The following is a 24,550-nucleotide window of genomic DNA, read 5'->3' on the forward strand; positions in this document are numbered from 1 at the left end:
TTCTCAGGTTACTTGAAAGCCCCGGTTGCCCAGGGCTTTCGGGTGCCGGACGCGCCGTGTGGACGCGTCCGCCGGTTGCGATGGGCGCTTGGTCAGAACTTCGCGTCCACGTGCAGTTCCAGGCCGTGGTCGCTGGCATCGCCGCCCATCTGGGCGCGGTAGTCGAAGCGCAGGCCCCAGCCCTTGGTCCAGTCGAACTGCATGCCCGCACCCAGGATCCAGCGACTGCGCGCATAGCCGTCAAGGCTGGTGCGGTAGAACGGCATCTGCAGCAAGTCGCTGTACTGCACCGTAGCCGTGCCGTCGCCGCTGAAGTCGTGCTGGTACTCCGCCTTCAACTGCGGCGAGAACGAGCCCCAGTTGGTCTGCCGGCGCCAGTCGAAGCGCACGCCCGCATTCCCGGTAGAGCTGTCCACGTCCATCTTTCCGTAGGTCAACGCATTGGGCGCTTGGGTCTGTTCGGCGTAGCCGTCCAGCTCGCCGCGGGCGATGTCCAGGCGCAGGTACGGCGTCACTTGCATGGACTGGAACGTCATGTCCGTGCCGGCCGACACAGAGCCGAACCACTGCGAGCCGTTGCGGGAGCCCGCGGCCATGCTGCCGTCCGTGGTCACGTGGCGACGCAGGTCGAAGTCCAGCGTCTGGTAGCCGAGCACGGCGTCGATGAAGAAGCGCTCGGCCGGGTTGATGCTCGCGTAGCCGGCCAGCGTGTAGGCCCTGGCGTCGCTGCGGCTGCCGTTGTCGCCCACGTGGGTGCGGTCGCGGCCGTAGCCCACGCCCATGCCCAGCACCATGCGGTCGTTCAGCCGGTAATCCGCGCCGGCGGACATGCCGTCCGTTTCAAACGCCAGCTCGGACGTGTTGCCGCGGCTGTCGAGCGCGCCGGAGCGGAGCATGCCCGCCGCCCACACGCCGAAGGCCGTGGCCACCGGGGTCGACGTCGCCGCCTGGTTCCTTTCGTCGTCGAGCGCGGAACCCTCGGCGTCGAACGGCGTCTGCCGACGCAGGTCGCAGCGGTTGTTGCCCGGGCCGATGTCAAGGCCCGGCACGCACGACTGGCGCATCGCCATCGACAAGCCATTGCTGAACCCGGAGCTGTCGCCATCGCCGTGCAGTTGCTGCAGGCGTCGCTGGAAGTTGTTGATCTGCGACGAGGCGAAGCGGCGCGCCGCTTCGGCCTGGGCGTTGATCAACCCACGCACTTCCGCATCCTGCGCCGGATCAGGACGGGCCTCGACGGTCAGCGTGTAGGCGCGTTCGCCGGTGAAACCCAGCGCGTCCGTTGCGGTGACGGTGAAGCCGAAGGCGCCGGTGACGCTGGGCGACCCCGACAGCTGCCCGGCCTGGCTCAGGGTGATGCCGGCCGGCAGCGCGCCGGCCGTCACCGCGTACTGGTAGGGTGCGGTGCCCCCCGCCGCCGACATCTGCTGGGTGTAGGCAACCATGTAGGTGCCGGCCGGCAGGGTGTCGGGCGTGAGGGTGATCGTCGGCGCGGACACCTCGAGCGTGTAGGCCTGGGTGATCGTGCCGGCGGTGCCGGTGGTGCTGTCGGTCGCTGTGACGCTGAAGCTGAAGCTGCCGGCCACCGTGGGCGTGCCGGACAGCGCGCCGGTGGCTGCATCCAGCGAAATGCCCGCCGGCAGTGCGCCGGCCGACACCGCATACGCGTAGGGCGCGATGCCGCCGCTGGCGACGAAGGTCTGCGCGTAGGTGACCCCGGCAGTCCCTGCCGGCAGCGTCGACGGCGTCAGCGTCAGGGTGGGCGCGGCGATGACCAGCGTGTAGTTGTTGGTCGCGATCGCCGCGGTGCCGCCGGTGCTGTCGGTGACGGTCACGCTGACGTTGAACGTGCCCGACTGCGTGGGCGTGCCGCTGTAGGTCAGCGTGGCCGGATCGAAGGTCAGCCCGGTCGGCAGCGTGCCGCTGGCGACGACGGTGTACGGGGCGATGCCGCCGCTGATCGACAGGGTCTGGCTGTAGGCGTTGCCTGCCGTGCCGGCGGGCAGCGTGGCCGGCGTGACCGTGAGCGTCGGCACCGCCACCACGACGGTGTAGGCGCGGTTGCCGGCCTGGCCGTTGGCGTCGCTGGCCGTCACGCTGAAGTTGAACGTACCCGAGGTCGTGGTGGTGCCTGCCAGGGTGCCGTCGCCAGCAAGGGTGAGGCCATTGGGCAAGCTGCCGGCGGTCACCGTGAAGGCATACGGCGCGACGCCGCCACTGGCGCTGATGGACTGGCTGTAGGCCAGGCCGGCCGTGGTGTCGGGCAGGGTGGCCGGGTCGACCACGATGGTCGGTGCCGGCACGTCGATGGTGTAGTTCTGGGCAATCGAGAACGGTGCGCCGACGCCGGTCAGCGTGGTGTCGGTGGCGGTGACCGTGATCGGGTAGCTGCCCGGCACGGTGGGCGTGCCGGAGAGCGTGTTCCCGCTGAAGCTCATGCCGGCGGGCAGGCTGCCGGTCAGGACGTAGCTGAAGTTGCCCGAGCCGCCGCTGGCGGTGAACGCCTGCGAGTAAGCGGCGCCATAGGGCGCGTTCAAGGTTCCGGGCGCGGGCGTCATGCTCAGCACCGGCGCCGCGATGGTCAGCGTATAGGCCTGGAGGCCGAGCTGGCCGTTGGCATCGGTGGCGGTGATGGTGAAGTTGAAGGTGCCCACCGTGTTGCTGGTGCCGGTGATCACCCCGGTGGTCGGATTGAGCGACAGGCCGGCCGGCAGGGCGCCGGCGGTGACCGCGAAGACATACGGGGCGACGCCGCCGCTGGCGTTGATGGTCTGGCTGTAGGCGGTGTTGGCCGTCGGGTTCGGCAAGGTGGCGGGGGTGACCACGATGGTCGGTGCCGGCACGTCGACGGTGTAGTTCTGCGCGATCGAGAACGGCGCACCGGGGCCGGTCAGCAGGGTATCGGTGGCGGTAACCGTGATCGGGTAGCTTCCCGGCGCGGTGGGCGTGCCGGAGAGCGTGTTCCCGCTGAAGCTCATGCCGGCGGGCAGGCTGCCGGTCAGGACGTAGCTGAAGTTGCCCGAGCCACCGCTGGCGGTGAACGCCTGCGAGTAAGCGGCGCCATAGGGTGCGTTCAAGGTTCCTAGCGCGGGCGTCATGCTCAGCACCGGCGCCGCGATGGTCAGCGTATAGGCCTGGAGGCCGAGCTGGCCGTTGGCATCGGTGGCGGTGATGGTGAAGTTGAAGGTGCCCACCGTGTTGCTGGTGCCGGTGATCACCCCGGTGGTCGGATTGAGCGACAGGCCGGCCGGCAGGGCGCCGGCGGTGACCGCGAAGACATACGGGGCGACGCCGCCGCTGGCGTTGATGGTCTGGCTGTAGGCGGTGTTGGCCGTCGGGTTCGGCAAGGTGGCGGGGGTGACCACGATGGTCGGTGCCGGCACGTCGACGGTGTAGTTCTGCGCGATCGAGAACGGCGCACCGGGGCCGGTCAGCAGGGTATCGGTGGCGGTAACCGTGATCGGGTAGCTTCCCGGCACGGTGGGCGTGCCGGAGAGCGTGTTCCCGCTGAAGCTCATGCCGGCCGGCAGGCTGCCGGTCAGGACGTAGCTGAAGTTGCCCGAGCCGCCGCTGGCGGTGAATGCCTGCGAGTAGGCGGCGCCATAGGGCGCGTTCAAGGTTCCGGGCGCGGGCGTCATGCTCAGCACCGGCGCCGCGATGGTCAGCGTGTAAGCGCGGCTGCCGGTCTGGCCGTTGGCGTCGGTGGCCGTCACGGTGAAATTGAAGGTGCCCACCGTATTGGTGGTACCGGACAGCGTTCCATTGGAGGCCAGGGTGATGCCGTTGGGAAGCGCGCCAGCGGTGACCGCGAACGTGTAGGGCGCCACGCCGCCGCTGGCGGTCAATGCCTGGCTGTAAGTCGTGCCGGCCGTCGGGTCGGGCAGGCTTGCCGGATTCACCACGATGGTCGGCGTGCCGACATCGATGGTGTAGCTCTCCGCCACGGTGAACGGTGCACCCGTGCCGGTAGATCCGGTGTCGGTGGCGGTGATCGTGAAGCTGTAGCTCCCGGGCGTGGTCGCCGTGCCCGACAGCGTGTTGCCGCTGAAGGTGATGCCCGGCGGCAACGTGCCGGTGGCCGCGTAGGTGTACGGGCCGGTGCCGCCGCTGGCGGTGAAGGCTTGCGAATACGGCACTCCGTACGGTGCGTTGAAGCTGGCGCCGGCTGGTGCCAGCGCCAGCGCAGGCCCGGACACCACCAGCGCGAACGCCTGGCCAACGGTGTAGGGGCCATTGCCGGTGCTGCTGTCGGTGGCGGACACGTTGAGGTTGAACGTGCCGGCCTGGGTGGGCGTGCCGGAAACGGTCACGCTGTTCGCGGTAGTGCCGGTGATCGACAGCCCTGCGGGCAGGTTGGTCACCTGGAACCCGCTCCAGGGCGATGCGCCGCCATTGAAGGTGAAGGTCTGCGAATACGGCACCGCCACGCTGGCGGCTAGCGCGCCGGAAGCAGTGATGGTGATGACCGGGTCGCTCACCGTGATGGTTGCCGTGGCCGGGGCAGACGTCCCTCCGGTGTTGGTGGCCGTGTAGGTGAAGCTGTCCGGGCCGGCGTAACCGGCGGTCGGGGTGTAGGTGATCGTGGTGCCGGTGGCGGTCGCCGTGCCGTGCGCGGGCGCGGTGCCGATCGCAACCGAGGTCGGCGCGCCACCGCTGACGTTCAGCGTGATCGGATTGGCGCTGCTGTCGTAGGCAACGGTGGCACTGACAGGGTTGGCGACCGGCGCCACGTCGATGACGGTGATGGCGTAGCTCTGCGTGGCCGAATAGGGGCCGGTGCCGGTGCTGCTGTCGGTGGCAGTGATGCCGAAATTGAAGGTGCCCAGAGCCGAGGGCGTACCGGTGATGGCGCCGGTCGAAGGATTCAGCGTGAGCCCGCCCGGCAGCCCGCCGGCAGTGACCGCATAGCTGTACGGCGCAGTGCCGCCGGATGCTGCCGTGATGGCCTCGGAATAGGCCGAGCCCAAGGTGCCGCCCGCCAGTGCGGTGGCCGGCAGCGTGATGGTGGGTGCGGCGATGGTCAACGTGTACGCCCGGCTTCCCGCGAACGGGCCCGGGAACGGGCTGCTGTCGGTGGCGGTGATCGTGAAATTGAACGTGCCTCCGGCCGTCGGCGTGCCGCTGAGGACGCCGCCAGCAGAGAGTGTCAATCCGGTCGGCACCGAGCCGGCGGTCACGGCGAAGCTGTAGGGCGCGACGCCGCCGCTGGCGGTGATGGTCTGGCTGTAGGCCGTGGCCACGGTGCCGCTCGGGACAGTGGCGGGGCTCACCGTCACCGGTACGTCGTCGTTGGTGATGGTGCCCACGCCCTGGTTGTCGCTGATCGTCGCGTTGCTGGCGCCGCTCAGGTTCACGAAGAAGGTTTCGTTCGCTTCGGGGACGGTTTCGCCGTTCACCAGCACAGTGACCGTTTGCGTGGTCTGGCCCGGGGCGAATGTCAGGGTGCCGCTGGTGGCCGTGTAGTCGCTGCCCGCCGTGGCGGTGCCGTCGGCGGTCGCATAGTTGACCGACACCGTCTGCCCGCTGGTTGCGCCGAGGGTCACGGTGAACGTGGCGTTGGTGGTGCCGGCGTTGCCCTCGACCACAGCGACGTCGTTGATCGACATGCTCGGCAGCGGGTCGTCATTGACGATTGTGCCCACGCCCTGACCATCGGCCACGATGGCATTGGTGACGTTCGTCACGTTGACGAAGTACGTCTCGCTCGGCTCGTTCAACGCGTCGCCATTGACCAGCACCGTGAAGGTGTAGCTGCTGCTGCCGGCAGGGATGGTCTGGCCGGTCAGGCTCTGGGCGACGTAGTCCACGCCCGCCGTGGCGGTGCCGTTGGCAGTGGCGATGTCGAAGCTCACGCCGCCCGGCCCGGCCGGCGCGCTCAGGCTCACCGTGAAGGTGAAGTTGGTGGTGCCGGCGTTGCCTTCGCTGGCGGTGACGTCGTTGATGGTGAGGTTGGGCAGGTCGTCGTTGAGGATGGTGCCGGTCGCGTTGTTCGGCGCGCCGACGATGTAGCCGGCGCCGGCGGCCAGCGTGAGCGTGACGGTTTCGTCGGATTCGATGGTCGCGTCCGCGGTCGGGTTGACCGTGATCGTGCCGACGGTGTTGCCGGCGGCGATGACCAGCGGCGAGGCGATGGCGGCGTAGTCGGTGCCGCTGGTCGCAGTGCCTCCGACCGTGTAGTTGACCGAGAGGGCGGAGGCCGACGCCTGGTTCAGGGTGACGGTGTAGACCAGGTTTGGCGCGCCGTCCTCGGCCACTGCGGCTGGGGAAACGGTGATCGTCGCGGTCGGCACGTCGTCATTGAGGATGGTGCCGGTGGCGCTGGACGGTACGCCGACGGTATATCCGGTACCGGCGGCGACATTCAGGATGACCGTTTCGTTCGCCTCCACGGTGCCATCGGCGGTCGGATCGATGGTGAGGGTGGCGGTAGTGACGCCGGCCGGGATGGTCACGGTGGCCGCACTGCCCGTGTAATCGGTGCCCGCGGTGGCGGTGCCCGTGGTGGTGATGTTCACCACCGTCGGCGAGCTCAGGTTGAGGCTGCGGGTGACGGTGTAAGTCAGGTTGGTTGCGCCGTCTTCGCTGACGGACGCGGGCGAGACCGCGATCGCCACGCTCGGCGGCGGGCTGACGGTCAGGGTGTAGTTCTCGACCTCGAAATAGCTGCCGGGACCGGTGCTCGCATCCGTCACCCGGATCGTGACCGGGTAGTTGCCGGGTGCGGCGGCGGTCGTGCCGCTGACCACGCCGGCCGAAGAGACGGTGATGCCGGCCGGGAAGCTGCCGGTTTCGAGCATATACGTGTACGGGGCGACGCCGCCGCTGGTGGCCAAGGTCTGCGTGAACGCCACGTTCTGGATGGCGGTGCCGCTGGCCGTGGTGAGCATCAAGGTCGGGTTTGCCACCGTGCCGGTGTAGCCCTTGTCGACGAACTGCGCCGTGGGCGATGTCGAATCGGTCGAACGCACGCTGAAGCTGTAGGCGCCGCGCTGCGTGGGCGTGCCGCTGAGGATGCCGCTGCTGCTGAGGGTCAGGCCCGGCGGCAGGGCCCCGCTTTGCACGTTGTAGGTGTAGGGCGTCACGCCTCCGCTGGAAGTCAGGGTCTGCGAGAAGGGCGTGCCTGCGGTCAGGGTCGGCAGCGAGGCCGGGGACACCGTGATGGCGGAGGCGGAGGGCGTGATGGTGATGGTGACCCGCACATCACCGGCACCTGTCAGGGAACCGTCTGCAAATTCGAAAACATCGGTCGTGCCAGAACCGTTATTGCTGTAGTCCAAGAACCACTGGCCGCTGGCGTGCCGGAGGGTAGCGGTGCCGTGATCCTCGAAATCCAGAGGGCCGTAGCTGCCGCCATCGACAGCGCCATCGCCGCCGAAATAGTAGTCATATTCGCAATCGGAAATGTTGATCGTAACCGTTCCGCCCGCGCTGACGGTGCCGGTCTGGGGCGGACATTCCGCGGACGTGTGCTGCGCGCTTGCCAACGCGGGCCACAGCAGCGCCAGGCTGCACAGCAGCAGCCGGCAAGCGAGCAGGGACGCGCGATCGCCGAGACGGCGCATGAGAAGCCTCGAAAACATGTGCATGTATTTTTTCCCCGGAGAATCCATCCGCAAGTTGCGGAGCCGGCGCACCGATCACTCAGCACGCGCTGCAGCTACTCACCCAACGCCGATTATGTCCCCAACCGGCCAACCAGCGCGGTACTTCTGCAAAGAGTGGCCGGTATTGGGACGGGATCGCGTGATGAGGTAAAGCTCTGGCGACGATCCGGCATCACCATGCTGCCCTCGGGCCTTGTTGGGCCTGCGACGTGGCTTCAGAGTGCATCGGCGCCGCGCATCGCGTGCGGCGTCCACCACTGAGGGGAAGGATCACGATGAGCGAGTTCTTCATCGGCCAGATCATGATGGCCGGTTTCAACTTTGCGCCGAAGTATTGGGCGCTGTGCAACGGTCAGCTGCTGCCGATCAATCAGAACCAGGCATTGTTCTCGCTGCTGGGGACGCAGTACGGGGGCAACGGCACCACCAATTTCGCATTGCCGGACCTGCGCAGCCGCACGCCAATCGGCTACCCATCCTCGGTCGACCCCAGCTGGCAGCCGACGCCGGCGCAGATCGGCCAGTCGGGCGGCGTGGAGAACGTCTCCCTGCTGAGCACCAACCTGCCGGCGCACACGCATGCGATGAACGCATCCGCCGCGAACGGCGACAACCGCAATCCGAGCGGGCGTCTCTTCGCCGCCAGTACCAGCACGTCCGCGCCGCCCAATCTGTATGCCGCCAGCACCGGGCCGCTGGTGCCACAGAATCCGCAGACGGTCGCGCCTGCTGGCGATAACCAGCCGCACCCGAATCTCCAGCCTTACAGCGTCATCAATTTCTGCGTCGCGCTGAGTGGCATCTTCCCCTCCCGCGACTGACGCCGCGTTCTCCTGGAACAACGCACCTGCGCGCCACAGGGCCGCGCACCGTCCATCCAATTTCCGGAGCAAAACCCCAATGAGTACCCCTTACGTCGGCGAGATCCGCATGTTCGGTTTCGGCAATCGAGGCGCCCCCAATGGCTGGCAAGCCTGCGACGGCAGCCTGCTGCCGATCGCCGAATACGAAGTGCTGTACACGCTGCTCGGCACCACCTACGGCGGCGATGGCGTGAACACGTTCGCGGTGCCCGACCTGCGCGGCCGGCTGCCGATCCATCAAGGCACGGGCCCCGGTCTGAGCAACTATGTCATCGGTCAGCGCGCCGGCACCGAGACGGTGACCGTGCTTGCCACCCAGATGCCGGCGCACACCCACACCCTGGCCGCCACGACGGGCGCGGCTGGCGCAGTGACACCCGGTAACACACTGTTGCCCGGCACGGTCAGCGGCGATTCCTTCTATGTGTCCGATGTCGCCGGCGCGACCGCCTTGCCGATGTCCCAGCAGTCCACAAGCCTGGCGGGCGGCAGCCAGCCGCACGAGAACTGCATGCCCACGCTGACGGTGCAGTTCTGCATCGCGTGGGCCGGCATCTTCCCGTCGCAGGGCTGAGCAGTCCTCCGCCCGCATCCGTCACCCCCGCGTCGCGCAGACGCCGCCACGACAACCACGTGGCACCTCATCGGAGGAACCAAGACATGACCGAACCCTTCATCGGTGAAATCCAGATGTTCGGCTTCAATTTCAATCCACGCTATTGGGCGTTCTGCAACGGCGCCACCCTGCCGATCTCGCAGAACACCGCGCTCTTCTCGTTGCTGGGCACCACGTATGGCGGCAACGGCCAGAGCACGTTCCAACTGCCCAACTTCGCCGGCCGGGCGGGTTGCGAGCAGGGGCAGGGCCCGGGGCTGACGCCGCGCTCATTGGGCGAAACATTCGGCGTCGATGCCGTCACCCTGATCGGCAACCAGATTCCGCAGCACAACCACGGCATCAATGCCTATCTGCCTACCGACCCAACCAAGAGGAGCGGTGCGCCCGTCGCCAACGGGGGGTTGTCGCAGCCCGGCACGACGGTCAACAAGCCGTTCAATGCGGGTGCTCCGAATGCGACGTTCGCGCCGAACATGATCTCGCCGAGCGCGGGCGGCGGATTGCCGCACCAGAACCAGCAGCCGTATCTTGTGGTGAACTTCTGCATCGCACTGCAGGGCGTGTTCCCGTCGTTCCCGTGACATGACGGCGGAGCCTTCCGCCAGGCCGGCGCTGTTCCCTCCGGAACGGCCCGGCCGCACGACCGCACCCGCGCTCCTGGCCGAGCGCGGGTTTTCGTTGCGTTGGCTTCGCGATGCCGACCTGCCCTGGCTGCGCGACCTCTACGCCACAACCCGGGCGGAGGAAATGGCATCGGTGCCGTGGCCGGACGCCGCCAAGCGTGCGTTCCTCGACGGGCAGTTCGATCTGCAGCACCGCCATTACATCGCCCACTACGGCGATGCCGATTTCCTGGCGGTTGAGCGGGACGGGCAGGGCCCGGTCGGCCGCTATTACCTGTGGCGCACGGCGCCGGAGCACGTGCTCGTCGACATCAGCCTGTCGCCGGCGCTGCGCGGCGCCGGGCTGGGCGGCGCGTTGATCGGCCAAAGCCAGCGCGAGGCCGCGACATTCGGGCGCGGCATGCGGCTGCACGTGCTGGAAACCAATCCCGGGGCGCGCCGGCTCTACGAGCGGCTGGGCTTCATCGCGGAGGGCGGCGATGGCGGGCATCTGTCGATGCGCTGGTCGCCCGCGCGTTCCTGACCTGGAAAGACGCTTGGATGCAGCGACGCGCGCTGCTCAGTTGAATACGGCCTGGTAGAGAAAGCCGGCGCGCTCCTGGGCGATCGGTACCAGGAAGATCCCGACTTCGCCGATCCGCGCATGCCGCATCGGGTAGATCTGCTGCGGAAACAGTACCGGCGCCGTGTTGCGGAACAGCAGCGAGAAGGGCGCCCGCGCAGCGTTCGCGGAAGGCGGCGGCAGTGGGCGTGCTTCCACCAGCACGAACTCCACGTCCATGCCGTTCAGCGCGGCGGAGAAGGGCTCGTTCACGCAGCCGGCAAAGTGTTCCAGCGTCAGCAACTCCATCGGTGTTCGGCTCCCGGCTCCTACGGCTGCGCGGCGCGGCAGCGGCGGCCATCCTCGCCGCTGCGTCGTTGTTGCACAAGCGTTCGCAGACTGCACGCGTTCAGCCGGGGGCGAGGGGATTGGCGAGGCAATGGCAGGGTCTGCTGCGCTGCGGTAGGCTTTCAGGCCCGATTCCAGCGTTCCCTGCCGTGTCCGAGCCCGCCATCTACGATCCCCGCACCGTCGAAACCGCCGCCCAGTCGTTCTGGGCGAACACCCGTGCCTTCGAGGTGCGCGAGGGCGGCGGCAAGCCGAAGTACTACTGCCTGTCGATGCTGCCGTATCCGTCCGGCGCGCTGCACGTGGGCCACGTGCGCAACTACACCATCGGCGACGTGATCAGCCGCCACAAGCGCATGACCGGCCACAACGTGCTGCAGCCGATGGGCTGGGACGCGTTCGGCTTGCCAGCCGAGAACGCCGCGATCAAGAACAAGACCGCGCCGGCCAGGTGGACCTACGCCAACATCGAGCACATGCGCGCGCAGCTGCAGTCGCTGGGCTACGCCATCGACTGGAGCCGCGAGTTCGCCACCTGCAGGCCGGACTACTACGCCCACGAGCAGCGCATGTTCGTGCGCCTGCTGAAGAAGGGCGTGGCCTACCGCAAGAATTCGGTGGTCAACTGGGACCCGGTGGACCAGACCGTGCTGGCCAACGAGCAGGTGATCGACGGCCGCGGCTGGCGCACCGGCGCGCTGGTGGAGAAGCGCGAGATCCCGCAGTGGTTCCTGCGCATCACCGACTACGCGCAGGAGCTGCTGGACGAACTGGACAAGCTGGAAGGCTGGCCGGACTCGGTCAAGACCATGCAGCGCAACTGGATCGGCCGCAGCCAGGGACTGGAGATCCAGTTCCCGGTCGATGGCGAGGAGGCGCCGCTGACGGTCTTCACCACCCGCCCCGACACCCTGATGGGCGTGACCTTCATCAGCATCGCCGGCGAGCATCCGCTGGCGCAGAAGGCCGCGCGCGCCAACCCCGAGCTGGCCGACTTCATCGCCGGCCTCAAGCAGGGCGGCGTGTCCGAGGCGGAACTGGAGACCCAGGAAAAGCGCGGCATGGCCACCGGCCAGTGGGCCCGACACCCGCTCACCGGCGAGGACATCCCGATCTACGTCGCCAACTTCGTGCTGATGGGCTACGGCACCGGCGCGGTGATGGCGGTGCCGGCGCACGACCAGCGCGACTGGGAGTTCGCCAAGGCCTACGGGCTGCCGGTCAAGCCGGTGATCGTCGATGCGGCGACCCGCGACGCGCTGGAGGAGATGTCCTCGCACCTGAAGGAACACGACGATCCGATGGCGGTGGCGCTCGGGGGCCATGCCCCGGTGGACGTGTACGAGATCGACGCGGCCGTGGCGATGGTGCGCGAGTACCTGCGCCGGATCGAGGAGGAAGGCGCGCACACCGAGCGCGGCTGGCTGATCAACTCCGGCGAGTTCAACGGCATGGACTTCGACGCCGCGTTCGAGGCGCTGGCGGTGAAGTTCGAGCTGGCCGGCACCGGCATCCGGCGGGTCAACTTCCGCCTCCGCGACTGGGGCGTGAGCCGTCAGCGCTACTGGGGCTGCCCGATCCCGGTGATCCATTGCCCCGGCTGCGGCGTGGTGCCGGTGCCGGAGGACCAGCTGCCGGTGGTGTTGCCGGAGGACGTGGCCGACGCATTCGCTTCCGGCGACGTGCATTCGCCGATCAAGTCCGACCCCGAATGGCGCAAGACCACCTGTCCGCAGTGCGGCGGCGCGGCCGAGCGCGAGACCGACACCTTCGACACCTTCATGGAGTCGAGCTGGTACTACGCCCGCTACACCTCGCCGGGCGCGGCCGACATGGTCGACGAGCGCGCCAACTACTGGCTGCCGGTCGACCAGTACATCGGCGGCATCGAGCACGCGATCCTGCACCTGATGTATTTCCGCTTCTACCACAAGCTCCTGCGCGACGCCGGGCTGGTGCACAGCGACGAGCCGGCCACCCGCCTGCTCACCCAGGGCATGGTCATCGCCGACACCTTCTTCCGCGAGCTGGACAACGGCGGCAAGGAATGGATCAACCCGGCCGACGTGGAGCTGCAGCGCGACGACAAGGGCCGCATCACCGGCGCCACGCTGGCCGCGGACGGCCAGCCGGTGCGGATCGGCGGCACCGAGAAGATGTCGAAGTCGAAGAACAACGGCGTCGACCCGCAGCTGCTGGTGGACCGCTATGGCGCCGACACCGTGCGCCTGTTCTCGATGTTCGCCGCGCCGCCGGACCTGTCGCTGGAATGGAGCGACGCCGGCGTGGAAGGCATGGCGCGCTTCCTGCGCCGGCTGTGGCGCGACGTGCACGCGCATGCCGCGCAGCCGGACCATCCGGCGGTCGATCCTGCCGCGCTGGACGCGCCGCAGAAGGCGCTGCGCCGGCAGGTGCACGAAGCCATCGCCAAGGTCGGCGACGACTACGCGCGCCGGCACGCCTTCAACACCGCCATCGCCGCGCTGATGGAGCTGATGAACGCGATCGGCAAGTTCAACGATCTGTCCGACCAGGGCCGAGCGGTGCGCCACGAGGCGTTCGAGGCCATCGTCCTGCTGCTGAACCCGATCACCCCGCACATCAGCCACGCCCTGTGGCAGGTGCTGGGCCATCCGGAAACGCTGCTGGAGGACGTGCCGTTCCCGCAGGCGGACCCCGCCGCGCTGGTGCGCGATGCGGTCAAGCTGGCGGTACAGGTCAACGGCAAGCTGCGTGGCACCGTCGAGATCGCGGTGGACGCGCCGCGCGAGGCGATCGAAGCCGCCGCGCTGGCCGAACCGAACGTGGCCGCGTTCGTGGCCGGGCAGGCGCCGAAGAAGGTCATCGTGGTGCCGGGCAAGATCGTGAACATCGTTGTCTGATCGCGCTCGTCATCCCCGCGAAAGCGGGGATCCAGCCTTTGGTGGTTGCGTTCAAGTCAAAAGCCGGATTCCCGCTTTCGCGGGAATGACGGGTAAAAGCCTTGCCGTTTTCGCCTAGACTGCCCCCCATGAAATCCCGCCTCGCCATCCTTGCCCTGTCCGCCGCGCTGCTGTCCGGCTGCGGCTTCCACCTGCGCAACGCCCTCAACCTGCCGGCCGACCTGGGCCCGGTGCGGGTGCTGGCGGCCGATCGCTACAGCCCGCTGGGCGATCTGCTGGCCGAGGGCCTGCAGCGCGCAGGCGCGCAGGCGGCCCCCGCGGAGGCCAGCGAAGGGGTGGCCACCCTGCAGGTGATTTCCGAGCAGTGGGCGGACACGCCGATCAGCAACGACCAGTCAGGCCGCGCCCAGGAATATGCGCTGCGTTATGCGGTGGTGTTCAGCCTGCGCCGCGCCGACGGCAGCACCGCGGTGCCGCAGCAGGCGGTGGAGCTGTCGCGCGATTACCTGGCGCCGGCGGTGGACTCCATCGGCAAGGCCAGCGAGCGCGAGATGCTGGTGCGCGAGCTCCGGCGCGACATGGCGGCGGCGATCCTGCGCCGCGTCGACGCCGCCTCCAAGCCGGCCGCGCAATAACGCCGGCTGTCCGCGCATGGAACTGGGTGCCGACCGCCTTGCCGGGCAACTGGCCAACGAGCCGCTGCGGCCGGTCTATCTGATTGCGGGGAGCGAACCGCTGCTGGTGCTGGAAGCGGCCGACGCGGTCCGTGCTGCTGCCCGCGCGCAGGGCATCACCGACCGGGAAGTGCACGACATGGAAGGCCGCGATGCCGACTGGGATGGACTGGATGCGTCGATCAACGCGCCCAGCCTGTTTGCCAGTCGCCGTCTGGTGGAAGTGCGGCTGCCCACCGGCAAGCCGGGAGCGGAGGGCGCCAAGCTGATCTCCGGCTTCTGCGCCGCGCCGCCGCCGGACGTGGTGCTGCTGGTGATCGCCGGCGAATGGTCGAAGTCGCACGCCGGCAAGTGGAGCGAGGCCGTCGCCCGCACCGGCCACTTGGCCATCGCGTGGCCGGTGAAGCCGCATGAGCTGTCCGGCTGGATCGGCCAGCGCCTGCGCAGCCGCGGCATCAAGGCCGCGCCCGACGCGGTGGCGCGGCTGGCGCAGCGGGTGGAGGGCAACCTGTTGGCGGCGGCGCAGGAAGTGGACAAGCTGGCGCTGCTGCTGCAGGGGCAGCCGGAGGTACTGGATGTCGAGCGGATGGACGCGCTGGTCGCCGATTCCGCGCGTTTCGACGTGTTCCGGCTGGTCGATGCCGCCCTCAACGGACAGGCCGCGCAGGTCTCGCGGGTGATCGCCGGGCTGAAGGCGGAGGGCGAGGCGATTCCCGCGCTGATGGGTATGGTGGTGAAGGAGCTCAATACCGTCGCCGCGCTGGCGCGCGCGCGGAATTTCGCCGCCGAGTGCAAGGCGCAGCGCATCTGGCCGGCCAAGGAGGCCGTGTACAAGCGCGCGCTGTCGCGGCATCCGCCGGAGCGCTGGCAGCGGCTGCTGGTGGAAGCCGGTGGCGTCGACCGCGTGTCCAAGGGCCGGGTGCGGCCGGGCCGCGAGTCCCACGACGCCTGGCTGCAACTCGAGCGACTGTTGCTGGCGGTCGCGGACCCGGGCGCGCTGCGCCTGCTGGCATCGTGAGCAGCCCGCTGCGGGTGTTCTATGGCGGCAGCTTCGACCCGGTGCATAACGGGCACCTGGCCGTCGCCCGCGCCGCGCGCGATGCGCTGCATGCGGAGGTGGCGTTGCTGCCCGCGGGCGATCCGCCCCACAAGGACGCCACCCATGCCGATGCCGACCAGCGCGCGCAGCTGCTGGCGCTCGCGCTGCAAGGAGAGCCCGGGCTGCGGGTGGATACGCGCGAGCTGCACCGCCCCGGCCCGTCCTACACCTTCGACACCCTGGCCGAGCTGCGCGCCGAAGCGGGCGCCAGCGCGCCGCTGGCCTGGCTGGTCGGCGCGGATTCGCTGCTGCAGCTGCACACCTGGCACCGCTGGCGCGAATTGTTCGATCTGGCCCATATCGTCGCGGTGCAGCGCCCGGGCGCCCAGGTCGATGCCGCGCGCCTGCGCGAACAGGCGCCGCAGGTGCTGGCCCAGGTCAATGGCCGCTGGCTGCCACCCGATGCGTTGGCTGATGGGCCAGCTGGCGGCTTCGCCCTGCTGCCGCTGGCGGAACTGCGGCCGGAGTCCTCCACCGAACTGCGCCGCCGCATCGCCGCCGGCGAACCGTGGCGGGAGTGGGTGCCGGCGGCCGTGGCCGCGCGTATCGACAGCCTTCATCTCTACCGCAACCCGGCCGTTATACTGCCTGCGTTTCCATCGAGCGATCGCCCTTGACCACCGCCGCCCAAGTCATCAAGACCAGCCTGCCCAACCCGCCGCCCTCCGTGGATGCCCTGCTCAAGGCCGTGCACGACGGGCTGGAGGAGCTCAAGGCCAAGGACATCGTGGAGATCGACGTACGCGGCAAGAGCAGCGTCTGCGACTACATGGTGGTTGCCTCCGGCACCTCCACCCGCCACGTGAAGTCGGCGGCGGACGAAGTGGTGCGCTTCGCCAAGAAGCTCGACGTGATGCCGCTGGGCGTGGAAGGCGAGCGCGAGGCCGAATGGGTGCTGGTGGACCTGGGCGACGTGATCGTCCACGTCATGCTGCCGCGGGTGCGCGAGTTCTACGCGCTGGAACGGCTGTGGTCGGTCGGCGACCAGCCGCCGGCAGCGGGTGGCGAAGACGAATAAGCCGCGTGCCGCCACGGCGGTTACGCCGGTGGCGGCCGACAGTGCCCTGCAGCAGTTGCAGGCTGGGGCCGGCTTGCGCGCCCCGGCAAGCCCGGCGCGCAAGCGCTTCGACAAACTGGTGTCCGCGCTGCAACGGCAGCGCGGCGAGCTGCATGCGTGGGCCGAGGCCCTGCCGCGCTGGCACCAACGCCATCAGTCGCAGCTGGCCCCGCTGCTGGCGCAGCACCGCGAACTCGAGGTGGCGCTGGTGGAACTGCTGGACCACAGCGATGCGACCATCAAGCTGGCCAAGCGCGACCGCGCTTTCCTCTCGGAACTGATTTGCCAGCTGGCCGCGCCGCTGATCGAGGCCGGCCGCGCGGACCTCGAGCCGCTCTACCATCGCCACGGTCGGCAGGGGCTCGACGCCGACGCGGACGTGTCCGAATCGGATGCGATGTTCAAGCAGATGCTCGGCGCTGCGTTCGGCCTGTCGCCCGAAGAAGTGGAGGCGATGGAATCGCCGGACGCCGCGTTCGAACAGGCGCAGGCGCGCTGGCACCAGCAGCAGGAGCATGCGCGCCAGCGCAAGGCGCGACGGCAGCAGCGCGAAGCTGCCAAACGGCAGGTCGACGAACCGCCGCCGCTGCGCGAGCTCTACCGCAAGCTGGCGGCCAGCCTGCATCCGGATCGCGCCCGCGACGCCGCCGACGGCCAGCGCCGCACGGTGTTGATGCAGCGGCTCAACGCCGCCTACAAGGCCGGGGACCTGATCGGCCTGATCGAACTGCAGGTCGAGATCGGCCTGCTGGACGCCGCCGGCGTGGATGCGCTCACCGACGCGCGCCTGCAGCAGTACAACCGCGAGCTGTCGCGGCAGTGCCAGGAGATCGCACGGGAACTGGCGCAGGTGGAGCACGGCTTCTGCGCGGACTACGGGCTGGATCCCGCGGCGCGGCCGAAGCCGCTGCAGCTGGACAAGCTACTGGCGCGCTGCAAGCGCGAGGTAGAAGACGATATCGCGGTGATGCGCGGCGACCTGCGCGACCTGCAGCAGCCGCAGCTGTTCAAGCGCTGGCTCAGGCAACAGCGCCAGCTGTCGGAGATGGGGGCGGACTTCCCGTACGCCGCCGACCCGTACGAATGAAGGCGCGCCTGGTCGCCGTGGGGGAGCGCGCGCCCGGCTGGGTGGCGCAGGGCTTCGCCGAATACCAGAAACGGCTGTCGCACTGGCTGCCGCTGGAGCTGGTCGAGGTCGAGCCCGGCGTGCGCGGCAAGGGGCGCGATACCGCGAGGGCGATGAGCGACGAAGGCGCGCGGGTGCTGGCCGCGCTGCCGAAAAATGCCCACGTGGTCGCCCTCGACGGGCGCGGGAAGATGCATTCGTCCGAACAGCTCGCCCAGCGCCTCGAACACTGGCGCGGGCAGGGCCGCGACCTCGCTTTCCTTATCGGCGGCCCCGAGGGCCACGCCGCCGAGGTCATCGCCCGCGCCGACGAGCACTGGTCGCTGGGGCCGCTGACCCTGCCGCACATGCTGGTGCGGCTGGTATTGGCCGAACAGCTCTACCGCGCCGCGGCGCTGCTGGCCAACCATCCCTACCACCGCGCCTGACCACAGCGCACGCGGGCAACAAAAAACCCGCCGTCGCCGGCGGGTTTTTCGCGGATCAGGTGTTGCGGAAGATCAGACCTGCATCGCCTTGGCGACTTCGGCCAGATAGTCTTCCTGCACCTTCTCGATGCCTTCGCCGACCACCAGGCGCTGGAAGCCCAGCACGTCGGCGCCCGCGGCCTTGACCACGGCCTCGACGGTCTTGTCGCCGTCCAGCACGTACGGCTGGCCGTACAGGGTGACCTCGTTGACGATCTTGTTGATCTTGCCGCTGATGATCTTCTCGAGGATCTCGGCCGGCTTGGCCTTGTCCTTTTCGCTCATCTTGGCCAGCTCGATTTCCTTTTCCTTCGTCACGAATTCGGCCGGGACGTCGGACGCCTTGTTGTGCGGCGGGTTCATCGCGGCGATGTGCATCGCCAGGCCGCGGGCCAGGTCGGCGTCGCCGCCGGCCAGCTCGACCAGCACGCCGATCTTGCCGCCGTGGACGTAGGCGGCCACGTTGTTGTTGCCGTCCACGCGCACCATGCGGCGCACCTGGATGTTCTCGCCCAGCTTGGCGATGGCGGCGGCGCGGGCTTCTTCGACGGTTTCGCCGGAGGCCAGCTTGGCGGTCTTCAGGGCCTCGACGTCGGCGGCGTCGGAGGCCAGCGCGGCGGCGGCGATGGCGTCGCACAGGGCGACGAAGCTGCCGTCCTTGGCCACGAAGTCGGTCTCGGAGTTGATCTCGACCAGCACGGCCTTGCCGCCGTTGCCGGCAGCGGCCACGCGGCCTTCGGCGGTCACGCGGCTGGCCTTCTTGTCGGCCTTGGCCAGGCCCGACTTGCGCAGCCACTCCGCGGCGGCGTCGATGTCGCCGTTGTTTTCGGTCAGTGCCTTCTTGCACTCCATCATGCCGGCGCCAGTGCGCTCGCGCAGATCCTTCACGAGGGAAGCGGTGATTTCAGCCATTGGGGTTGCCTCTGAATTGAATGCTGTGAGCCCTTCTCCGTCGGGAGAGGGGTGGGGGAGAGGGCGCGGACGGTGCCGAGCCCTCATCCGGCGCCTTGCGCCAGTTTCTCCCGGTGGGAGAAGGAAGAGCGGCGGCCGCGCAACGGGGCGCGGCCGCGTGCGGGCCGGTTACTCGGCCTTCTTGCCGTTGCGGCGGGCCGGCTTGGCCTCTTCGCCTTCGACGGCGGCGGCGAAGTCTTCCTCGCGCACCGAAGCCGAGTTCGGGGCAGCGGCCTTGCCTTCCAGCACGGCGTCGGCGGCGGCGCGGGCGTACAGCTGCACGGCGCGGATGGCGTCGTCGTTGCCGGGGATCGCGTAGTCCACCAGCTCCGGGTTGTAGTTGGTATCGACCACCGCGATCACCGGGATGCCGAGCTTCTTGGCTTCCTTGATGGCGATGTCTTCATGGCCGATGTCGATCACGAAGATCGCGTCGGGCAGACGGTTCATTTCCTTGATGCCGCCCAGCGAGGCTTCCAGCTTGTCGCGCTCGCGGCGCAGGCCCATCACTTCGTGCTTGACCAGCTTCTGGAAGGTGCCGTCGGTTTCCGCGGCTTCCAGCTCCTTCAGGCGCGACACCGACTTCTTGACGGTGGCGAAGTTGGTCAGGGTGCCGCCCAGCCAGCGCTGGTTCATGAACGGCATGCCGCAACGCTCGGCTTCTTCCTTGATCGCCTCGCGCGCGCTGCGCTTGGTGCCCAGGAACAGGATGGTGCCGCGCTTCTGCGCAACGCCGCTGATGAAGTTCATCGCGTCGTTGAACAGCGGGACGGTCTTTTCCAGGTTGATGATGTGGATCTTGCCGCGGGCACCGAAGATGTACGGCGCCATCTTGGGGTTCCAGTAGCGGGTCTGGTGGCCGAAGTGGACGCCGGCTTCCAGCATCTGGCGCATGGTGATCTGGGGCATTGCTAAAACTCCGATGAGGGAACCCGCGCCGGTTGGATGAAGGCGCTGCGCCGCGGCCGCAGGGGCTGGCGCTGGATTCCGGGGTTGGGCCTCCCTGTCGTCACCGCTTCCGAACCCGCTTGCGCGGGCACCCCGGAGCAGGGATTGCCGACAGGTGTGGATTTGCCGGTGACGCCCGGCATGGCGGATATAGCCGCGGAATTATGGCGGAAAAGTGCCGGCAAGGCAATTTGCAGGGTATTGGCGTCCCCCCGGGCACCAGCCACCGGGCGATGGCAGGAGAGGCTGCGCAGCCGGCACCGCCACAATGCGCGATAATCCGCAAATGACTATCAATCTGAAGACCCCGGCTGAAATCGAGAAAATGCGCGAGGCCGGCCGCCTGGCCGCCGAAGTGCTGCAGGTGGTCGCCCCGTTCGTGAAGCCGGGCGTCACCACCGAGGAACTCGACCGCATCTGCCATGACCACATCGTCAACGTGCAGGGCGCGATCCCGGCCAACATCGGCTACCGCGGCTATCCCAAGACCGTGTGCACTTCGGTCAACAACGTGATCTGCCACGGCATCCCCAGCGAGGCCAAGGTCCTGAAGGACGGCGACATCGTCAACATCGACGTGACCGTCATCAAGGACGGCTGGCATGGCGACACCAGCCGGATGTATTTCGTCGGCACGCCGTCGGTGATGGCCAGGCGGCTGGTGGACGTGACCCGCGAGGCGATGTTCCGCGGCATCCGCGCGGTCAAGCCGGGCGCGACGCTGGGCGACATCGGCCACGCGATCCAGAGCTATGCCGAGGCGGAGCGCTTCAGCGTGGTGCGCGATTACTGCGGTCACGGCATCGGCAAGATCTACCACGACGACCCGCAGGTGATGCACTACGGGCGTCCGGGCGAAGGACTGGTGCTGCAGGAAGGCATGACCTTCACCATCGAGCCGATGATCAACGAAGGCGCACGGCACACCCGGCTGCTGCCGGACGGCTGGACCGTGGTCACCAAGGACCGCAAGCTGTCGGCGCAGTGGGAGCACACCGTGGCGGTGACCCGCGACGGCGTCGAGATCCTGACCCGGCTGCCGGGCGACGACAACGACCTGTGAGCACGCCGGCGGGCGGTGATCCTGCCTGGTCCGCCGCGGCGAAGGCCGCGCAGGCGCGCATCGACGCCCGCCTGGCGCGTCGCTTCGATACCGGCCATCCCGCCGACCGCCTGATCGCCCTGCGCGCGCGCGCCGTCGACGCGCAGGTGCGGGCAGCGTGGCGGCGCTGCATTCCGGAAGAGGCGCCCCTGGCCCTGTTCGCGGTGGGCGGCTACGGCCGCGGCGAGCTGTTCCCGCAGTCCGACATCGACCTGCTGGTGCTGGCCGAACCCGAAGCGCAGCGCGCCTGGGAAACGGCGCTGGCGCGCTTCGTCGCGCTGCTGTGGGATGCTGGCCTCGAGGCCAGTCACGCGGTGCGCTCGGCGCAGGAATGCACCGCGGCCGCGGCCGACGACCACAGCGTGCTGACCGCGCTGATCGAGGCACGCCCGCTGTGTGCCGCCGCAGCGACGGAAGAGGCATTGCGCGATGCCATCGCGCCGTCGCGCGTGTGGCCGCCGGAAGCGTTCTTCGAGGCCAAGTGCGAGGAGCAGCGCCGCCGCCATGCGCGCTTCGGCGACACTTCCGACAACCTCGAGCCCAATCTCAAGGACGGCCCAGGCGGGCTGCGCGACCTGCACCTGCTGGGTTGGCTGGCGCTGCGCAGTTTCGGCGTGCATGCGCTGGACCGTCTGATCGAGCTGGGCCGGCTGGGCTGGGACGAGGCCGGCGCGCTGGAGCGCGAGCGCCGCGCGTTGTGCCGGCTGCGCTACGGCCTGCACCTGGTGGCGGGCCGGCGCGAGGAGCGCCTGCGCTTCGATTACCAGAAGCTGCTGGCAGCGCGGCTGGGCTTCGCAGACGATGCCGATTCGCTTGGCGTCGAGAAGATGATGCAGGGCTTCTACCGCAGCGCCGCGGTTGTGCGGCGGATCGGCGACCGCCTCTTGCAGCGCTTCGAGGAGCATTTCGAAGGTGTTGCCGCGCCCGAGCCCATCGATGCGGATTTCGAGCGCCGCGGCGGCTGGCTGGCGGCGCGCACGCCTGGCTGGCTGGCCCGCGATCCCGCCAACCTGTTCGCGCTGTTCGCCGCATGGGCGGCGGATCCCGGCCTGCGCGGCCTGCATTCGCAGAGCGCGCGCGAACTGGCGCAGGAGCTGCCGCAGATCCCCGCCTACACCGATGCGACGCCGGCGTTGCGCGAAGCCTTCCTGCAGCTGTTGCGCGGGCCGCAGCCGGTCAGGACGCTGGAGCGCATGGCCCGTTCCGGCGTGCTGGGGCGCTGGATCCCGGCGTTCCAGCGCGTGTCCGGACGGATGCAGTTCGACCTGTTCCATGTGTTCACCGTCGACCAGCACACGCTGGCGGTGCTGCGCAACCTCGACCAGTTCGCCAGCGGCGAGGCCGATCCGCGTTTCTCCATCGCGCACCTCGTGTGGCCGTCGCTGCGTAAACCGGAGCTGCTGCTGCTGGCCGGGCTGTTCCACGACATCGGCAAGGGCCGCGGCGGCGACCATTCTGAAATCGGCGCGGTCGACGCGCGCACATTCTGCGAAGCGCACGGCCTGTCCGAGGCCGACACCGCGCTGGTCGAGTGGCTGGTGCGCAGGCACCTGCTGATGTCGGTGACCGCGCAGAAGCAGGACATCACCGATCCCGAGGTGATCCACCGTTTCGCCGCCGAGGTGGCCGACCGCCAGCGGCTGGATGCGCTCTACCTGCTGACCTGCGCCGACATCGCCGGCACCTCGCCAAAACTCTGGAACAGCTGGAAGGACCAGCTGCTGGCCGACCTGCACACCGCCACCCGGCTGGCGCTGCGGCGCGGGCTGGGGCAGCCGGTGGCGGCGGCCGAGCGGATCGCGGAGAACCGCGATGCGGCGCGCGTGTTGCTGCTGGCGGCGGGGCATGGCGAGGCCGACGTGGCGGCGATGTTCGCGCGCATGCCGGACGAGAATTTCCTGCGCAGCCGCCCCGAACAGATCGCGTGGCAGGCCACCGCGCTGCATGGCGCCCGGCCGTTCGAGCCGGTGGTGGCGGCGCGCGCGATCCCGGGTCGCGACGGGCGCGACGGGCTGGACGTGCTGGTGCACATGCCCGATCGCGATGGCCTGTTCGCCGCCATCGTCATCACGCTTGATCGCCTGGGCATGAGCGTGCTGCAGGCGCGGGTGCTGGACGGCCCGGACGGCACCATCTTCGACACCTTCCACGTGCTGCCGGCGGAGCAGCGGCAGGCGCCGGAACCGGCGCTGCTGGCCTCGGCGCTGGCGCGCGCGCTGTCGGGAGACCTCAGCCGCATATTGCCGGCGCGGCGCAGTCAGCCGCGCCACCTGCGCCACTTCCGCGTGGCCCCGCAGCTGGACTTCACCGACATGGCCGGCGGTACCCGCATCGGCCTGGTCTGCACCGATCGGCCCGGCCTGCTGGCCGACGTGGCGCGGGTGCTGCGCGAACAACGGCTGCGCGTGCACGATGCGCGCATCGCCACCTTCGGCGCGCGCGCCGAAGACCTGCTGCTGGTCAGCGATGAACACAACCAGGCCCTGGCAGCCGCGCGCCGCGATGCGCTGCGCGACGCGCTGCTGGCGGCCCTCGACGGAGAACAACGATGACCCCGGATCACGACATCGATACCCTGCGCGCCACTCTTGAAGAGGCGTGGGAGCGCCGCGCCGAGCTGGGCGGCGACGACATCGCCGGCCGCGTGCGGCCCGCGGTAGCCGCGGCCATCGCCGGGCTGGAAAGCGGTGAATTGCGCGTGGCCGAGCCCGACGGCAACGGTGGCTGGCAGGTCAACCAGTGGTTGAAGAAGGCGGTGCTGCTGTATTTCCGCACCCAGGACATGGCCGTGGTGGATGCCGCGCCGGCGCCGTTCTGGGACAAGGTGCCGGCGCGCTTCGCCGGCTTCGACGAGGCCGCGTTCCGCCAGCTCGGCGCGCGGGTGGTGCCGGGCGCGGTGGTGCGCGCGGGCAGCCACATCGGCAAGGACGTGGTGTTGATGCCGAGCTTCGTCAACATCGGTGCGTATGTCGGCGAAGGCACGATGATCGATACCTGGGCTACGGTCGGCAGCTGCGCGCAGATCGGCAAGGGCTGCCACCTGTCCGGCGGCGTCGGCATCGGCGGCGTGCTGGAGCCGCTGCAGGCGGGGCCGACCATCATCGAGGACCACTGCTTCATCGGCGCGCGCTCGGAAGTGGTGGAAGGCTTCGTGGTCGGCCACCACAGCGTGGTCGGCATGGGCGTGTTCCTCGGCCAGAGCACGCGCGTGTACAACCGCATGACCGGCGAGGTGAGCTACGGCTCGGTGCCGCCGTACAGCGTGGTGGTGTCCGGCTCGCTGCCGGCGGCCGATGGCAGCCATTCGCTGTACTGCGCGGTGATCGTCAAGCAGGTGGACGAGAAGACGCGCGGCAAGACCAGCGTGAACGAGCTGCTGCGCGGGTTGGCGGATTGATTGATGGTGTTCGCGCGAGGCTGGCCGCCACGCGCTGTTCGCGACACGCCGTGAATACGTCCATGTAGGCTCATCGGCGGCATCCATGCCGCCGAAGGTCGCGGCCAGCGCACGGCGGCCAGCCTTCCGGCCCTGCAGGCGTGGCTTGCGGCGTGTCGCGGAATTCGCCTGCCGGCCAGCCTTCCGACAACTTCCGACCTGCCTGCATGACTTTCGGCAGGGGAGCGGCGCGGCGCGCCATGGGACAGG

General features: G+C 69.1%; 18 protein-coding genes. 14 read left to right on the forward strand and 4 right to left on the reverse strand.

The features are described 5' to 3' along the window. Positions 1-92: 92 nt before the first annotated feature. Positions 93-7,562: a putative Ig domain-containing protein gene (locus tag ICG51_RS11245; RefSeq protein WP_190280447.1), complete on the reverse strand. Its 7,470-nt coding sequence runs from the start codon at positions 7,560-7,562 to the stop codon at positions 93-95. 317 nt (positions 7,563-7,879) lie between these two features. On the opposite strand from ICG51_RS11245, the gene ICG51_RS11250 reads away from it, so the two are divergent. The 4 genes from ICG51_RS11250 to ICG51_RS11265 all read left to right on the forward strand — a co-directional run bounded on the left by ICG51_RS11250 (position 7,880) and on the right by ICG51_RS11265 (position 10,232). Beyond that, the gene (locus ICG51_RS11250; protein ID WP_138348041.1) at positions 7,880-8,425 is read left to right on the forward strand and encodes a tail fiber protein; all 546 of its coding nucleotides are present in this window, start codon (positions 7,880-7,882) and stop codon (positions 8,423-8,425) included. A 79-nt stretch (positions 8,426-8,504) separates the two neighbouring features. Next, on the forward strand, positions 8,505-9,041 hold the full coding sequence (locus ICG51_RS11255; RefSeq protein WP_190280448.1) for a tail fiber protein: 537 nt from the start codon (positions 8,505-8,507) through the stop codon (positions 9,039-9,041). Positions 9,042-9,127: 86 nt separating this feature from the next. Continuing rightward, positions 9,128-9,667 (forward strand): tail fiber protein, encoded by a 540-nt coding sequence (locus ICG51_RS11260; protein ID WP_190280449.1) that lies wholly within the window; start codon positions 9,128-9,130, stop codon positions 9,665-9,667. A 97-nt stretch (positions 9,668-9,764) separates the two neighbouring features. Further along, complete coding sequence (locus ICG51_RS11265) at positions 9,765-10,232, forward strand: GNAT family N-acetyltransferase (RefSeq protein ID WP_223809436.1); 468 nt, start codon at positions 9,765-9,767, stop codon at positions 10,230-10,232. Between the two features lie 36 nt (positions 10,233-10,268). Here ICG51_RS11265 and ICG51_RS11270 read toward each other — a convergent pair whose 3' ends face one another. Beyond that, positions 10,269-10,559, reverse strand: a complete 291-nt coding sequence (locus tag ICG51_RS11270; protein WP_138348048.1) for a hypothetical protein — start codon at positions 10,557-10,559, stop codon at positions 10,269-10,271. A gap of 188 nt (positions 10,560-10,747) precedes the next feature. Between ICG51_RS11270 and leuS the strand changes: the two genes are divergently transcribed. The 7 genes from leuS to rlmH all read left to right on the forward strand — a co-directional run bounded on the left by leuS (position 10,748) and on the right by rlmH (position 17,864). Beyond that, positions 10,748-13,480, forward strand: a complete 2,733-nt coding sequence (gene leuS, locus ICG51_RS11275; RefSeq protein ID WP_190280451.1) for a leucine--tRNA ligase — start codon at positions 10,748-10,750, stop codon at positions 13,478-13,480. A gap of 128 nt (positions 13,481-13,608) precedes the next feature. Further along, positions 13,609-14,115 (forward strand): LPS assembly lipoprotein LptE, encoded by a 507-nt coding sequence (gene lptE, locus ICG51_RS11280; protein WP_038052534.1) that lies wholly within the window; start codon positions 13,609-13,611, stop codon positions 14,113-14,115. Positions 14,116-14,131: 16 nt separating this feature from the next. After that, positions 14,132-15,172, forward strand: a complete 1,041-nt coding sequence (gene holA / locus ICG51_RS11285; protein ID WP_190280452.1) for a DNA polymerase III subunit delta — start codon at positions 14,132-14,134, stop codon at positions 15,170-15,172. Next, complete coding sequence (gene nadD, locus ICG51_RS11290; RefSeq protein WP_223809437.1) at positions 15,169-15,870, forward strand: nicotinate-nucleotide adenylyltransferase; 702 nt, start codon at positions 15,169-15,171, stop codon at positions 15,868-15,870. The genes holA and nadD overlap by 4 nt, the downstream gene beginning before the upstream one ends. Continuing rightward, the gene (rsfS, locus tag ICG51_RS11295) at positions 15,867-16,271 is read left to right on the forward strand and encodes a ribosome silencing factor (RefSeq protein WP_190280453.1); all 405 of its coding nucleotides are present in this window, start codon (positions 15,867-15,869) and stop codon (positions 16,269-16,271) included. The genes nadD and rsfS overlap by 4 nt, the downstream gene beginning before the upstream one ends. Beyond that, a complete protein-coding gene (locus ICG51_RS11300) occupies positions 16,255-17,397 on the forward strand; it encodes a J domain-containing protein (RefSeq protein WP_190280454.1) in 1,143 nt (380 codons plus the stop codon). The genes rsfS and ICG51_RS11300 overlap by 17 nt, the downstream gene beginning before the upstream one ends. Further along, on the forward strand, positions 17,394-17,864 hold the full coding sequence (gene rlmH, locus ICG51_RS11305; RefSeq protein WP_190280455.1) for a 23S rRNA (pseudouridine(1915)-N(3))-methyltransferase RlmH: 471 nt from the start codon (positions 17,394-17,396) through the stop codon (positions 17,862-17,864). Before ICG51_RS11300 ends, rlmH begins: the two co-directional genes overlap by 4 nt. 72 nt (positions 17,865-17,936) lie before the next feature. Here rlmH and tsf read toward each other — a convergent pair whose 3' ends face one another. Next, positions 17,937-18,815 (reverse strand): translation elongation factor Ts, encoded by an 879-nt coding sequence (gene tsf / locus ICG51_RS11310; protein WP_190280456.1) that lies wholly within the window; start codon positions 18,813-18,815, stop codon positions 17,937-17,939. A gap of 168 nt (positions 18,816-18,983) precedes the next feature. After that, entirely contained in the window at positions 18,984-19,763 is a 780-nt protein-coding gene (rpsB, locus tag ICG51_RS11315) for a 30S ribosomal protein S2 (RefSeq protein WP_190280457.1), read from the reverse strand. A 325-nt stretch (positions 19,764-20,088) separates the two neighbouring features. Between rpsB and map the strand changes: the two genes are divergently transcribed. The 3 genes from map to dapD are packed head-to-tail and all read left to right on the forward strand — an operon-like array spanning position 20,089 to position 24,301. Continuing rightward, the gene (map, locus tag ICG51_RS11320) at positions 20,089-20,865 is read left to right on the forward strand and encodes a type I methionyl aminopeptidase (RefSeq protein WP_190280458.1); all 777 of its coding nucleotides are present in this window, start codon (positions 20,089-20,091) and stop codon (positions 20,863-20,865) included. Next, positions 20,862-23,456, forward strand: a complete 2,595-nt coding sequence (glnD, locus tag ICG51_RS11325; RefSeq protein ID WP_190280459.1) for a [protein-PII] uridylyltransferase — start codon at positions 20,862-20,864, stop codon at positions 23,454-23,456. The genes map and glnD overlap by 4 nt, the downstream gene beginning before the upstream one ends. Continuing rightward, positions 23,453-24,301, forward strand: coding sequence for a 2,3,4,5-tetrahydropyridine-2,6-dicarboxylate N-succinyltransferase (gene dapD, locus ICG51_RS11330; RefSeq protein ID WP_190280460.1), 849 nt, complete (start codon positions 23,453-23,455; stop codon positions 24,299-24,301). Before glnD ends, dapD begins: the two co-directional genes overlap by 4 nt. The last annotated feature ends 249 nt before the right edge of the window (positions 24,302-24,550 follow it).

It is taken from the genome of Thermomonas sp. XSG (genome assembly GCF_014678725.1).
Lineage (GTDB): Bacteria > Pseudomonadota > Gammaproteobacteria > Xanthomonadales > Xanthomonadaceae > Thermomonas.

What these genes read in the sequence shown, in the direction of transcription:
- lptE (WP_038052534.1), top strand. Translation starts at nt 13,609, where the DNA reads ATGAAATCCCGCCTCGCCATCCTTGCCCTGTCCGCCGCGCTGCTGTCC.
- ICG51_RS11255 (WP_190280448.1), top strand. Translation starts at nt 8,505, where the DNA reads ATGAGTACCCCTTACGTCGGCGAGATCCGCATGTTCGGTTTCGGCAAT.
- holA (WP_190280452.1), top strand. Translation starts at nt 14,132, where the DNA reads ATGGAACTGGGTGCCGACCGCCTTGCCGGGCAACTGGCCAACGAGCCG.
- ICG51_RS11250 (WP_138348041.1), top strand. Translation starts at nt 7,880, where the DNA reads ATGAGCGAGTTCTTCATCGGCCAGATCATGATGGCCGGTTTCAACTTT.
- rlmH (WP_190280455.1), top strand. Translation starts at nt 17,394, where the DNA reads ATGAAGGCGCGCCTGGTCGCCGTGGGGGAGCGCGCGCCCGGCTGGGTG.
- ICG51_RS11260 (WP_190280449.1), top strand. Translation starts at nt 9,128, where the DNA reads ATGACCGAACCCTTCATCGGTGAAATCCAGATGTTCGGCTTCAATTTC.
- tsf (WP_190280456.1), bottom strand. Translation starts at nt 18,815, where the DNA reads ATGGCTGAAATCACCGCTTCCCTCGTGAAGGATCTGCGCGAGCGCACT.
- ICG51_RS11270 (WP_138348048.1), bottom strand. Translation starts at nt 10,559, where the DNA reads ATGGAGTTGCTGACGCTGGAACACTTTGCCGGCTGCGTGAACGAGCCC.
- dapD (WP_190280460.1), top strand. Translation starts at nt 23,453, where the DNA reads ATGACCCCGGATCACGACATCGATACCCTGCGCGCCACTCTTGAAGAG.
- map (WP_190280458.1), top strand. Translation starts at nt 20,089, where the DNA reads ATGACTATCAATCTGAAGACCCCGGCTGAAATCGAGAAAATGCGCGAG.
- ICG51_RS11245 (WP_190280447.1), bottom strand. Translation starts at nt 7,562, where the DNA reads ATGCGCCGTCTCGGCGATCGCGCGTCCCTGCTCGCTTGCCGGCTGCTG.
- rpsB (WP_190280457.1), bottom strand. Translation starts at nt 19,763, where the DNA reads ATGCCCCAGATCACCATGCGCCAGATGCTGGAAGCCGGCGTCCACTTC.